General features: G+C 34.4%; 11 protein-coding genes and 1 pseudogene. 9 read left to right on the top strand and 3 right to left on the bottom strand.

Going from position 1 to position 13,321, the window contains the following annotated elements; all coding sequences use genetic code 11:
• The first annotated feature begins 50 nt into the window (after window positions 1-50).
• From PSR12_RS19685 to PSR12_RS19660, 6 genes are all read left to right on the top strand, one after another.
• Window positions 51-1,037, top strand: a complete 987-nt coding sequence (locus PSR12_RS19685; protein ID WP_274770217.1) for a hypothetical protein — start codon at window positions 51-53, stop codon at window positions 1,035-1,037.
• The gene (locus tag PSR12_RS19680) at window positions 1,037-3,001 is read left to right on the top strand and encodes a RecQ family ATP-dependent DNA helicase (protein ID WP_274770215.1); all 1,965 of its coding nucleotides are present in this window, start codon (window positions 1,037-1,039) and stop codon (window positions 2,999-3,001) included. The genes PSR12_RS19685 and PSR12_RS19680 overlap by 1 nt, the downstream gene beginning before the upstream one ends.
• 118 nt (window positions 3,002-3,119) lie before the next feature.
• Window positions 3,120-3,425: a hypothetical protein gene (locus tag PSR12_RS19675; RefSeq protein WP_274770214.1), complete on the top strand. Its 306-nt coding sequence runs from the start codon at window positions 3,120-3,122 to the stop codon at window positions 3,423-3,425.
• 1,168 nt (window positions 3,426-4,593) lie between these two features.
• A complete protein-coding gene (locus PSR12_RS19670; RefSeq protein ID WP_221681098.1) occupies window positions 4,594-5,625 on the top strand; it encodes an ABC transporter permease in 1,032 nt (343 codons plus the stop codon).
• Between the two features lie 2 nt (window positions 5,626-5,627).
• Window positions 5,628-6,317 (top strand): ABC transporter ATP-binding protein, encoded by a 690-nt coding sequence (locus PSR12_RS19665; protein ID WP_221681099.1) that lies wholly within the window; start codon window positions 5,628-5,630, stop codon window positions 6,315-6,317.
• Between the two features lie 99 nt (window positions 6,318-6,416).
• Window positions 6,417-7,505 carry an S-layer homology domain-containing protein gene (locus PSR12_RS19660; protein WP_221681100.1) on the top strand — a complete coding sequence of 363 codons (1,089 nt, stop codon included), beginning with the start codon at window positions 6,417-6,419 and terminating at the stop codon, window positions 7,503-7,505.
• A gap of 38 nt (window positions 7,506-7,543) precedes the next feature.
• Here PSR12_RS19660 and PSR12_RS19655 read toward each other — a convergent pair whose 3' ends face one another.
• Entirely contained in the window at window positions 7,544-8,290 is a 747-nt protein-coding gene (locus PSR12_RS19655; protein WP_221681101.1) for an arylamine N-acetyltransferase family protein, read from the bottom strand.
• Between the two features lie 186 nt (window positions 8,291-8,476).
• Between PSR12_RS19655 and nagB the strand changes: the two genes are divergently transcribed.
• Window positions 8,477-9,190, top strand: coding sequence for a glucosamine-6-phosphate deaminase (gene nagB, locus PSR12_RS19650; protein ID WP_221681102.1), 714 nt, complete (start codon window positions 8,477-8,479; stop codon window positions 9,188-9,190).
• A 20-nt stretch (window positions 9,191-9,210) separates the two neighbouring features.
• Here nagB and PSR12_RS19645 read toward each other — a convergent pair whose 3' ends face one another.
• A complete protein-coding gene (locus PSR12_RS19645; RefSeq protein WP_221681103.1) occupies window positions 9,211-10,110 on the bottom strand; it encodes a DMT family transporter in 900 nt (299 codons plus the stop codon).
• Window positions 10,111-10,231: 121 nt separating this feature from the next.
• Between PSR12_RS19645 and PSR12_RS19640 the strand changes: the two genes are divergently transcribed.
• Both PSR12_RS19640 and PSR12_RS19635 read left to right on the top strand, forming a co-directional pair.
• A complete protein-coding gene (locus PSR12_RS19640; RefSeq protein WP_221681105.1) occupies window positions 10,232-11,137 on the top strand; it encodes a S66 peptidase family protein in 906 nt (301 codons plus the stop codon).
• Between the two features lie 37 nt (window positions 11,138-11,174).
• A pseudogene (locus tag PSR12_RS19635) lies at window positions 11,175-11,525 on the top strand (cytidine deaminase); the annotation flags it as partial.
• Between the two features lie 69 nt (window positions 11,526-11,594).
• Here the strand turns inward: PSR12_RS19635 and PSR12_RS19630 are convergent.
• Window positions 11,595-13,181, bottom strand: a complete 1,587-nt coding sequence (locus PSR12_RS19630; RefSeq protein ID WP_274770209.1) for a catalase — start codon at window positions 13,179-13,181, stop codon at window positions 11,595-11,597.
• Window positions 13,182-13,321 lie beyond the last annotated feature (140 nt).

Below are 13,321 nucleotides of genomic sequence, written 5' to 3'. Positions count from 1 at the left end.
AAATTTTGGTAAAATAAAGTTGATATTCAAGTTAATAAGGAGGGAATTGAATGCGCGATTATAATTTAGATTTAGATGATTTTTGTTATGAAGCTCATCATATCAATAAAGTTTTTGAAGAAATAGAAAAGAATTTTATGGGGTATTTTGATAGATATATTGCGTCAAGAGGTGGAATAGTAGCCACTAATGAGGCGATTGATTCTCTTAAAGTAAAAATGAATACTAATAGTAATATTAAGGTTTTGATAGACAGTTCTAAATTACAAAAAAATCTTGAAGTTATCAAGAATAATGCTATTAAAGAATTTAATAAAGATGTGGAAGAATATGAAGAATTATTTGACTTAGATACTTTGGAAGAATATGCAGAAGATTCAGCGGGCTTTAAGAATGATTTAAAAAGAGATTGCTCCATGATTAGAAAAACATTGAATAGTAAAGATAAAAGTTTAGATCAGTTTAAAATTAAATTTAATGTTTGTAATGCAAATTATTTATTAGAAGTAATGACTAATATTGCAACTTATCTTAATGAATATCCTGAAAAGTGGGATGGATATGATTACAATGGTGATTATAAAATAGAGAATTTAATAGATGATGATCTATTGGAACAATCTACTTTAGATACAACAGGCTATGGAGTGGATGGTGTAATAGGTGGGGGTATTAAAAGTTATATAGCACATAAATTATTGCCTCAATATTTTCCTCATCGTTCAAGAGAAGCTATTTGGGCATTATGGTATTTAACTGATAAAAAGGATTTCGGTTGCGAGCAAGATTCAGAATTTTTAATGATTTTAACTGATAAAGTTGTCACTCAACAAAACTTTTATTATCCATACCAATTATTTGGAATATACAGTTATCTAATTTACTGTTTATTGTTGGAGAAATATAATGAATTAGGTGTTCATTTTTCGGAAAAATATCGTTATGTTTTTGTTAATGACTTTTTAAAATTTGTAGCCAAATGTCATGAAGGAGAAATTGCTGAATTAACTAGAAACATTCGAGAGGAATGGGTTTAATGCAAGCAGAAGAAGTGTTTAAAGAATATTTCCCTCAAATGGCTGAAGAAATTACATTGAAAGAAATACAAAAGAAAGTAATTAATAATATATTAGGTGATAATAATTCGTTAGCTATTTTACCAACTGGTGGAGGTAAGTCGTTAATTTATTGGGTTTCAGGTATGGCACTTAACGGAATAACGATAGTTGTTTCACCTCTTATTGCTTTAATAGACGAACAAGTAGAGAAATTGCGTGAACAAAATATATCTGTTCTGAAATTACACGCAGATGTTAAACAAAAAGAACAAATCGAATTATTATCCAGATTATATAGTGGAGACTATACACCTGGCTTCATCTTTGTGAGTCCAGAACGTTTAGCAATGGATGGATTATTAGAAAAGGTGTTAAAGAAGCGTAGGGATGATATTAAATTGATAGTAATTGATGAAATACATTGTATTTCACAGTGGGGCGAGAGTTTTAGACCTTTATACACTCATATACCTACTTTTTTAAATACGGTGTTTGATCAATGGCCGGTTGTTCTAGGGCTTTCTGCAACTTTAAATGTGTTAGAAATTGAAGATATAAAAAAGAATTTTTATATTAATGACCAAAATGTCATAAAAGATGTTCAACTAATGCGAACTGAGATTAATTTAATCTGTAAGCATTTTGATAATGAGGATGAAAAAGAAGAAGCTTTTTGGAACTTATTACAACAGCATAAGAATGAAAAAACACTAGTTTATGTATATCGAAAATATAGTAAACGTGGAGTAGAAGATTTTGCAGAAAGGGCAAAAGAAAAAGGTTTTAAATCAGTCTATTTTCATGCAGATTTATCAAGTAATGAAAAACAAGATATTATAAAAAAATATAAAAATAATGAAATTGATTTAATCTTTGCAACGAATGCTTTTGGAATGGGTATTGATATTCCAGATATAAAATTAGTTATTCATTTTATGATTCCTGAATCAATTGCACAGTATTACCAAGAGGTGGGGCGCGCTTCCCGTAATAAAGAAGCATCGAATGCTTATCTTCTATATACAGACAAAAATATTCAAGTTAAAAAAACGCATTTTATAAATAAAAGTTTCCCATCATATGAGAAAATTGAAGAAAAGTTTGAAGAAATTAGAGATGGGAAAATAGGTTATAGAAACATAGAGTATTACGATGATGATACATTACAATTATGTCTACCGTATTTACTAGACGTTGGAGTAGTCAAGATATGTGCAAAGGCTATTCATTCACTGAAAATTTTAGAAAATATAAAAAATCTAGATTTACAAAAAGCAATAGAGGCTTCAAAGCCAAAAACATTTATAACTACATTAAAGAAAACCAATTACACTCCGGAAGAGCTATCTGATTTAGTTTTTGAATCATTGCTAAAAGGGGAATGTAGTGTTAAAAGAAGTTTGGCAAAATGTTTGATAGTTGAAGTGTTGATTGAAAATTTAAAACCTTTTGAACAAAAAATAAATGAAATGATTGAGCAAAAGAAGAAGTTTAAATATGATCAACTTGATTATTTCGTATATACAATTGATCGTACAAAAAATTCTATTGAGTTGCATCAAGAAATAGCTCAATATCTTGGCGTGAATAAGTGGGACTTACAAAGAATCTATACAACAGAAAAAGGAGATAAAGTTCGATCGAAATCCGAAGTAATTATTGCAAATGCTTTATTCAATAAAAATGTACCATATGAATATGAAAAGGCACTTTTAACACCAAATGGAAAACAAATGTCACCAGACTTTACAATTAAACTAAATGAGAAAACATATTTCTTAGAACATATCGGAATGTTAAATAATGAACAGTACTCGGAACGATGGTTAGAAAAAAGAAAGTTATACGATGAATATTATAAAGAGAACTTGTTAATTACTTATGAATCTCCTAACTTAGCAACTGATATTCTAACTTTAATAAATAAACTATCCGGAAGATGATGGAATATAAATTAAGATGTTCCGTTAATGTACACCGCAAGAGATTGGATGCTTACAGGGCATTTTAGAGCGTTAGCAGAGAGACAATATAGAGTTATAAGTAGAAAGGATGTTTAAAATGGCTTATGTATCATCAAAGAGTGAATTACAAGAAGCTATACGTAAGAAGGAAAAGAATATTACAGTAACGGGTTCTTTAGCAAAAAAATTAAAACCCTTGGCCAAAACAAATAAGTTAAATAAAAGCAATAATCCTACAACACAAGCAGCTCTAGTAGGTTCATTAAGTTTAGCGGGTATTGGCACAGCTGTAGCAATAACATTAATTGTTACGGTAGGGCTTGTAGTTATAATAGCAATTCTTAAAGATTATAATGTTACGTTAAAAAATGGCGATCAAGAAGTGGTTTTAGAAAGAAATTAAAAAATGTGAGAGCTATCCAAAAGGTCAATTTAACTAATAATATAAGTTATATTTACTTCAAAAGGACTTATTGGACAGCCCTGAAATCATTTATTATTTCGTGCGTCTTGTTTATCAATATCCGTTCCAAACACTTCAATTTCAAATGGGATTTAACAAATTGAGTAATTCTACTTCATCAAATTGATAAAATCACCACACTATGCATTCATAGCATGTTGAGTATTGAATCGAAAGAAAAAGATTAAACTTTTCAACTGGATATACCATCAAATTATTTTACACAAATTTTACACACGCACTTCATAACCCCTTGTAGAATCAGCATTTGTGGAGTGTTTGTGACCCCGACCACCGGTATCCATTACAACGAAGAATCCTTGATATATCAAGGATTCTTTTTTTGTTGTAAAAAATTATAAAAAGTATATAAGCATAGATAAAAGAAAGGTGGACTTAATGGGTCTTATTGTTGCGTTTACGTCAGTTATATTTTGTGCTGTATTAGCAATCTAAAGCTATTTAAAGGATATCTTGCGTATACAAACTATATCCATATTAATATGGTAACTTTTTAACATGGGTAGTACTCATCAGCTCTGATATTTCTTTGCTTATCCATACGTTGTTACGCAAGTCTCTGTCAAACAACTATAAATCTTCTGCAGTAGAAATGATATCTCCAGCTGCAAACGCTGCAGAATGATGGATGACAGATCCTACTTTGCCCTCAATTTGTTAAATGTTGATCGATTTTTCAGCCATACTTCCAGATAGATTACTATGATTATTACGTCCTAAATAATAGTAAAACTACTATAGACACTATGACAATAACAAGGGTAGAACTAAAGAAATTCTTAAAAATTTTTTCATGTATATACCTCTCGAATTATGTAATCTGTTAAACAAACCTTACTATAAGTTTTATAAAATATATAATTGTTATAAAAAATACCAATTCATTTATAGTAGGAGAAATTTTGTTAGCAAAAAAGATTTTAGCAAGTAAAGATAAATAAGATTCAAAAAAGAAGCCACTCTATGGGATAAAAATGCCTTTATAGAGCGGCTTTTTATAGGATCTCTACATTTTAACGATTAGTTCATGCTCTGTTCATTTAACAATTCTAAGCTAGGAGTAATTAAAGAAATGGAGGGGTTAGTGATGAATCTTGCCTGGAAAGAAATGAAGAAGAATAAAGTACGGTTTTTAATCTTGGGCTCCATTATCTTCCTAGTTAGTTTTTTAACGTTTATTATTTCGGGTTTAGCAAATGGTCTGTCACAGGATAATGCAGCTTTAATTAAGGATTTACCGAAGGGACAATTTTATATGGCTGAGGATGCAGATGGCACGTTTAATCTTTCAAGAATCGATAGCCACCTGCAGCAGAAAGTCATAAGTAAAGAAAAAGAGGCAGTAGCTTTTTCGATCCAGATGGGCTTTTTAAATGATCAGGATGATAAACAACAAAGTGTAGCCTTTGTGACATCAACGGAATCTTCACTTTTTAGCAATGTGCATCAAGACGAGGTGCTTTTGGATAGCTCACTACAAGATAAAGGAATACAAGTTGGAGATATATTAACGAATAATCAATACAGTGGAAAGTTCATTGTAAAAGGTTTTGTAGAGCAAAAAAAATATAGCCATGCTCCCGTTGCTTATATTAGTGAAGAGGCCTACCAGGAGATGTATCGAGTAGCGGATAAACAGTTGATTTTTGTACCAAATAGTGAGCCAAATGATATTAAGGGATTGCAAGCATATAGCAATAAAGAGTTTCTCAAAACTATCCCCAGTTATAATGCGGAACAATTATCTTTAAATATGATTATATGGTTCTTAGTTGTGATTAGTGGGATGTTGTTTGCTATTTTCTTCTACATGATGAATGTACAAAAAATTGGCTTGTATGGCATTTTAAAAGCGATCGGATTAAAAACAAGTAAGCTATTTAAAATGATCTGGACACAGATGGCTATTATTACAATCTTTTCACTTGTGGTATCTGTCAGTCTTAGCCAGCTATTTAATATAGTTGCTCCTAAAGGGATGCCATTTACTTTAACAATAGGCACTACAACACAGTTATCCGTTGTATTCCTCCTCATAGGCTTTATTGGTGCGACCTTGTCAGGAATGCAAATTAAAAAAATTGAACCTTTACAAGCAATACAGCAGGGGGAGGCTTAATCATGACGTTATTTACAATTGATGAAGTACGAAAAACGTTTAAGAATGGTGAAGTGGAGGAAGAGATCTTAAAGGGCATCAATTTTTCTTTAAAAGAAGGAGAGATTACAGCATTGGTAGGTGCTTCGGGCTCTGGGAAAAGTACATTATTAACGATTGCTGCTGGACTACAACCAGCAACAGATGGGCAAGTGCTATTTGAAGAGCAGAATCTTACGACGATGAAAACTGAACAGGTACGAAAATTACGTGCAAGTAAATTCGGCTTTGTTTTTCAATTTGCTCATCTTGTTCCATTTTTGACAGTAGAGGAACAATTGCTATTAATGCTAGATGTGGCTGAATCTCCATTAAAAAAGAATGAACAGAAATATGAAGTCAATCGGCTATTGAAGTTAGTCGGAATGGAACATCGTAAAACTGCCTACCCTTCCTCCTTGTCAGGGGGAGAGAAGCAGCGTGTAGCAATTGCACGTGCTATTATTCATCAACCGAAAGTATTATTTGCTGATGAACCAACGGCTAGTTTAGATTCCCAGCGCTCCAAGGAAATCATGTTGCTACTAAAAGAATTAACTAAAACATTAAATATTACAACATTAATGGTGACGCACGATGAGGAAATGCTTACTTACACAGACCGTATTATTAGAATAAGCGACGGTGTCGTGTTAACAAATACTATGTACTAATAGGAATGACCACAATCATATAATTTATGGTTGTGGTATTTTTGTTTGAAGAGTAAGAAATGGTTTGGAGGGGTAAAGGATCGAGGAAGGAGGGAAAACATGAAAAAACTATTGAAACTAGTGTGTTTGATCCTAATTACGGTTGCCATATTACCTAAGGAAGCACAAGCGGCAAGCTTTATAGATTTAGCAGATGAAACATTATCAACAGAAATTAATTATTTAGTGGATCAGGAAATTGTAAAAGGCTATTCAAATAACCTGTTCAAACCAAATGAAAATGTAACGAAGGCACAGGTAGCTGTTATATTAACTCGTGCTTTAGCGTTAAATAAAATCAATATAGAGAATCCAAACTATCAGGATGTAACGACCGCACATAAGTATTATAAAGAAATCGCAGCGGTACAAAATGCGGGTATATTTGATGATGTCCATACATTTCATCCAAATGCAACAATGACAAGAGGTCAAATGGCTATTGTGCTACAAAGGGCTTTCCAGCTTAAGGGTTCTGGGAATGCTTATTTTACAGACGTAACAGAACAAACACCAGGATATAAAGAAATTTTAACCCTAGCTCATAATCATTTAGTAAGGGGCTATGATGACGGTACATTTAAACCAGATGAACCTGTTACACGTGCTCACTTTTCAGCGTTTTTAGCACGTGCTATGACGTTATCTAAACCAGATTTGCTAAAAGATCGTGCTTTTATTTACACGTATGCCTATTATTCTTTAAATGATCATCAACGTTATACATTAGACTATCAATTCGATCACCATGACGGTAAAAATGATGTATGGGTAGTCGAAAATCTAAGTTCAGAACAAGCCTTTCCTAATGAACTGATATATGGCGATGATCGTATATATGGTCAAGCCATTGCCCGTGATGGTAACACTCATTATGATTTATATTTGGAGCTACCACTTAGGATAGGTGTTATTTTACATGAGGATGATACTGGCGTTACGTCAGGTAAACGAGTAACGGTTAAAACGACCAATGGTATTGTTCAAGCTGGAGAGGTACAATATTCAGGTGTGGTCATACTAGAAGAAAAATCCATAATTAATGGTACAGTGAAAACCTATTATTTTGTGGATGGAATAGGTTTAGTGAAAGAGTTACACAATGATATTGTCGTGCTTGAACTGCTTAATCGCACCATGAAAAAATAGGAAGCAAGCCTACATTTCATAGTAGGCTTGCTTTATTTTTAATCTTGTAATGTAATATTGAAAAATCGCTGAAGGGCTTGTAACCATTCTTTTTCATTTTGTGTTGTATAGGTTGTTAAAGAAGAACCCTCATAAATTCTAAATTCGTTGTTCATCATGGTATGACGACCACCAATGGTTCGAATCATAGCAATTTTATTTTTTTGCTTGGAAAGTCGTGGTGCAAATTTTGCATCATTGGCATCATCGTGAAAACTATAAAGCAAACGCCAACTATGTTTAGTTTGTTCCAACAGCATCCAACCATTCGCTTCATCATAATCTATTTTATATAACTCTTTACCTTCACGGTGTTGATAGCCAGCAATCAGTGGGACTGGTTTACAGGGTGCTAATGCACCGACGCCTACATCTGAGATATAGTATTGTCCACTCACATTCACTAGCAATAATTGATGCATGGGAATTTCCTGTGGAGGGGTATTTTCCGCTACGTTGCGCCAAAACTGGGCATAACGATTGGTGACAGAAAAGCCAAGCTCTCGTAAGAGCCAACTGAATAAGATATTTAATTCAAAACAATTGCCACCACGTTTATCAATAATTATTTTTTGAAATAAATCAGGAATAGCGAAGGAGATACCACGGTTCAAGGCAACATCTAAATTTTCATAGGGAATGGTTAATAGATGTTTAGTTTGTAGTTGTCCAAGTAGCTGAATAGATGGCTCTAACGTTCCTTGAAATTGAATATACTGTAAATAGTGCCGAATCTGTTCATTCATAAAATCGCCTCACTTCCTTATTAATAACATAACCGAAATAGTCATAGATTACACGCATAAACTGAAGCAGGAAATGATAGAAAAATAGCTAAATAACTAGTAAGATTAATATGTTAGCTACTATAAAGTGAAATATTTTACATATTAGTTAATAATATTAATGGTAAGGTAGGTATCGTATAGAGAATGAAATGGATAGAAGTGAATACATATGAGGAAATGAGCGAAGTGGCAGCTACTATTTTCTCAAAACAAATACAAGAGAAACCTGACAGTGTTTTAGGTTTAGCAACTGGTGGATCACCTGTAGGCATGTATAAAGAATTAGTGGCACGACATCAAGCTGGCCATTTATCTTTTAAGGAAATACAAACTTTTAACTTGGATGAGTATGTAGGCATTGAGCAATCAAGTCCGGCAAGCTACTTTACATTTATGCATGAGAATTTATTTAATTTTGTGGATATACAGCCGAAAAATGTCCATTTGCCAAATGGACAGGCAGCCAATTTAGCTGAAGAATGTGCTGCATATGATAAGCGCATTGAAGAAGCCGGAGGCATTGATTTACAGCTTCTAGGTATCGGTGTAAATGGACATATTGCTTTTAATGAACCAGGCACATCGTTTGATGCCAAGACGAATATTGTGGAGTTAACAGAGTCAACAAGAACAGAAAATGCTATTTATTTTGATGATCCGTCTGAAGTACCAACACATGCCATTACAATGGGCATTCACTCCATAATGAAGGCAAAGGAAATCGTTCTCATTGCCTTTGGTGAAAAAAAGCTCGCGGCGATTGAAAAATTGAAAAGTGGTCATATTACAGAAGAATTCCCAGCAAGCCAATTATTAAACCATCCTAATGTTACAATAATTTATGGTGGTACGAATTAGCAAAAATAAGCAAAGACTTCTTAGGATTGAAGTCTTTGCTTGTTTATTTTTCCTGATAAAATAACCCCTGCTACAACGGCTAGTCCACCTATAAGCTGAAAAGAATGTAAATTTTCACTTAGAAAAAGAATAGCAAAAATGGAGGCGAAAACAGGAATGAAATTTAAATAAATACTTGCTTTGTTCGCTCCCAGCTGTATAACACCACTGTTCCAGCAGAGAAAAGCAATGATAGAGGCAAAAATACCAACATATAAAATAGCAGCAATGGTTGACCATTCCCAATGAATTGCTGTTGTACTAGACATTGTTTCATAGAGAGAAAAAGGGAATAACACAGTAGCCCCAAGTCCAATCGTCACTAGAAAGGTAGACTGCCCTGGTAAGCGAGTTGCATATTGTTTAATGAGCAATGAATATATGCTCCAACAAAATACTGCTGCGATTACAATTAAATCCCCTTTGTTGAAAGTAAAATCGACAATCCTTTTAAAAGAGCCACCCATTATAATAAAGGCAACTCCACTCAGTGATAAAACGGTCCCTATTAACTGAAATTTTGATAGTTTTTCCTTCAAAAAAATAAAGGAAAGTATGTAAATCATTATGGGCGTAGAAGAGTTCATTAAAGATGCATTAATAGACGTAGTGTAATGTAATCCAATGTAAACAAGTGTGTTAAATGCTGTAACCCCTGTTAATGAAAGAATGATGACAATAAACCAATGTCTTTTCAGTATCCGCCATTCACGTTTTAATTGGTGATATGCAATGGGAAAAAAGATAATAAATGCGACGCACCAGCGTAAAAAGGCAAATGTTAGGGGAGGGATATCTTCACTAACGGCACGTCCAATAACAAAATTACCACCCCATAAAAGAGTTGCGAGTACTAATAATAGATATGGTGGAATTTTCAAGATGCTGTAACCCCTTTATTAATTGAATAGTAAAGTTAATTATAGGCAGTCAGTATAGCAATAATCAATGCCTCTGTAGTTTTGCTATGCTAAAATAAGGAAAACAAGAGGAGGAATAACTGTGAAAAGTACCGTACCATGTTTACAAGAGGGAGATTTAGTCGGTGTTGTTGCACTTTCAAGTCTTGTAGAGCCTGAAAAACTAGGAGAAGCAGTAGCTTTTTTGGACGAATTGGGTCTTCGCTATATTGTAGGTGATACGATTCATGCAAAACATGAATATTTGGCAGGAAGTGATGAAATAAGACTAGCTGATTTTCATGAGATGGTAAAAAACCCAGAAGTGAAAGCAATCTTCTGTGTAAAGGGAGGCTATGGCTCTGCCAGAATTGCTGATAAAATTGATTATGCTTTAATAGAAGAAAATCCTAAAATTTTCTGGGGCTTTTCTGATGTTACATATTTACATTGTGCGATTAATGAGTATGCCAATATGGTGACATTTCATGGGCCAATGCTTATGTCCGCTAATAAGATGGATGATTTATCAAAGAAAATGTTTTTACAGCTATTTTCCCCTATGGAAATTCAGTATACAGAGGCAATTTCTCCGTTAACAACGATTGCGGGGGGCGTCGCACGTGGTGAAATGATTGGAGGAAATCTTTATCGTCTTGTCAGCACACTAGGTACCAAATTTGAAGTGAGGACTGAAGGTAGGATTTTATTAATAGAGGATGTAAATGAAACCATTCCAGTTATTGACTCAATGCTTCAGCATTTAAAACAAGCAAGGAAGTTTGAGCAATTAGCAGGAGTCGTCATTGGTTTATTTACACAAACAGGATCTGATGAAGAAGCACTTCATTCGTTAATGAAGGAGTATTTTGCAGGTTTAGGAATACCAGTCGTGGCAGGGTTTAAGTTCGGACATGAAACAACGAATATAGCGATCCCACTAGGAACAGAGGCAATTTTAGATGCACAGGAAAAGGTGTTAAAAATATTACCAGGTGTGCATGTATGATAGGAAGAGGAAATATGGATATTGAAAAATACTGTAAGAAGCTGCGGTTGCACTAGCAGAAAAAAGATATCCCTCTGGATGGGGTGGAGATGCAGCATTATCTACTGCGGATGGACAAATTTTAATAAGTGTCGCACCCGAGGTTATGAATGCAGCTACTGAATTATGTATGGAAACAGGTTCTATTTTAGAGGCACATAAATTGAATATCAAAGTTACTCATTCGATTTGTGTTGCTAGGGAAGATGAAACATCTAAATTTGTATTGCTGACACTCTGTGGAGTCTGTCAGGAAAGACTTTTCTATTGGGGAGAAAATGTAAAAGCAGCGATTACGAATGTAGATGAAGAATTAGTATTTAAATCATTAAAGGAAATTCAACCTTAACATTGGTATAAGACATATAAACAATAAAGTAAAGACATTACAAAAAATGTAATGTCTTTTTTAGCTTTGTTAATAAGGCTCAGCATCGTGTCCTTTATTCATAGCATCTTGAGGTGCTTGATCACCATTGATATTGCCAAGTGGTTTTGAGGCAGAGGAATCTTTTTTAGCGTTGTGCAAACCTTCCTTGAGTAAGCGACCATATTCTTCGTCGGCTTCTTGTGCCAAAGCAATCATGGCATTTTGAATATCTTCATGACAGACCGATAGATCACGTATTAAATTTTCAAGAAGTTCATCGCGTTCCCACTGTTCAAAGTTACGATAAGTTTCACCAGCCTGTTTCGTATTACTTTGACGATCAATCGATTCACGAACAAGATTTCCTTCAATGTAAGGTGTATATTCTTTACCAGCTTGTGCTGCTTCCTTTAACCCATTCAGCATGGATGGCTCATAATTAATATGTGGATTTTGTCCAGGTGCCAAATCACGCTTATACATCATTTGCCCACCATGTTGATTGGTCGCTACACGTTTTTTTGGTGCATTAATTGGAAGCTGTAAGTAGTTGGCTCCTACACGATGGCGTTGTGTATCAGAATAAGAGAAAGTACGACCTTGCAACATTTTATCATCAGAGAAGTCTAAGCCATCAACAAGTACCCCTGTTCCGAAAGCAGCCTGTTCCACCTCAGCAAAATAATCTTCAGGGTTTTTGTTTAAAACCATTTTCCCAACTGGATACCATGGAAATTGATCGTTTGGCCAAAGCTTTGTATCATCCAATGGATCAAAATCAAGCTCAGGGTGTGGACCATCCTCCATAATTTGAACATGTAGCTCCCATTCAGGGAAGTCTCCACGTTCGATAGCATCATATAAATCTTGTGTAGCATGATTGAAATTTTTCTGTTGGATTTCTTCTGCTTCTTTTTGTGTTAAATTTTTAATACCTTGTAGCGGTTCCCAATGATATTTGACAAGGACTGCCTTGCCATCATTATTCACCCACTTGTACGTATTAACCCCAGAGCCCTGCATCATACGATAATTTGCTGGAATCCCCCAAGGAGAGTAAACGAATGTTACCATATGGAAGGTTTCTGGTGAGCTAGCACAAAAATCAAAAAAACGTTTAACGTTTTGAATATTAGTAATGGGATCAGGCTTAAAAGCATGAATCATGTCTGGAAATTTGAGCGCATCACGAATAAAGAAGATCTTTAGATTATTGCCCACTAAATCCCAATTGCCATCCTCTGTATAAAACTTTACTGCAAAACCGCGGGGATCACGCAATGTTTCTGGGGAGTGACCACCATGTATAACAGTTGAAAAACGCACAAAGACAGGTGTTTTTTTCCCTTTATCCTGAAAGACTTTTGCACGTGTATACTTAGCAATAGGTTCATTGCCAACAACACCATAGGTCTCAAAATACCCATGTGCTCCAGCTCCACGAGCATGCACAACCCGTTCTGGAACTCGCTCTCTGTCAAAATGACTCATCTTCTCTAGGAAATCATAATTTTCCAATGTTGCAGGACCTCGATTACCGACTGTTCGCAAATTTTGATTGTTGGTAATTGGATGTCCCTGTCTGTTGGTCAATGTCATATCTTGCTCATGTGTTGCATCATTTTGCTGTGTCATAGTATGACCCCTTTCCTATAGATACTTCCATTTTGTCCTTGAAAGGGGCCAACTAGTCATCCAAATTATCCCTTTGAACTACTAAAAAAGCTCTCCATACATAAATGTAGGAGAGCCTTGGATGGCGTTTTCAAATGGAA

This window comes from Lysinibacillus sp. G01H (assembly GCF_028872195.1).
Lineage (GTDB): Bacteria > Bacillota > Bacilli > Bacillales_A > Planococcaceae > Lysinibacillus > Lysinibacillus capsici.
The sequence above is the reverse complement of the archived record's forward strand: the minus strand, read 5'-3'. Positions and strand labels throughout refer to the sequence as shown.

What these genes read in the sequence shown, in the direction of transcription:
- PSR12_RS19660 (WP_221681100.1), top strand. Translation starts at nt 6,417, where the DNA reads ATGAAAAAACTATTGAAACTAGTGTGTTTGATCCTAATTACGGTTGCC.
- PSR12_RS19670 (WP_221681098.1), top strand. Translation starts at nt 4,594, where the DNA reads ATGAATCTTGCCTGGAAAGAAATGAAGAAGAATAAAGTACGGTTTTTA.
- nagB (WP_221681102.1), top strand. Translation starts at nt 8,477, where the DNA reads ATGAAATGGATAGAAGTGAATACATATGAGGAAATGAGCGAAGTGGCA.
- PSR12_RS19675 (WP_274770214.1), top strand. Translation starts at nt 3,120, where the DNA reads ATGGCTTATGTATCATCAAAGAGTGAATTACAAGAAGCTATACGTAAG.
- PSR12_RS19665 (WP_221681099.1), top strand. Translation starts at nt 5,628, where the DNA reads ATGACGTTATTTACAATTGATGAAGTACGAAAAACGTTTAAGAATGGT.
- PSR12_RS19680 (WP_274770215.1), top strand. Translation starts at nt 1,037, where the DNA reads ATGCAAGCAGAAGAAGTGTTTAAAGAATATTTCCCTCAAATGGCTGAA.
- PSR12_RS19655 (WP_221681101.1), bottom strand. Translation starts at nt 8,290, where the DNA reads ATGAATGAACAGATTCGGCACTATTTACAGTATATTCAATTTCAAGGA.
- PSR12_RS19630 (WP_274770209.1), bottom strand. Translation starts at nt 13,181, where the DNA reads ATGACACAGCAAAATGATGCAACACATGAGCAAGATATGACATTGACC.
- PSR12_RS19685 (WP_274770217.1), top strand. Translation starts at nt 51, where the DNA reads ATGCGCGATTATAATTTAGATTTAGATGATTTTTGTTATGAAGCTCAT.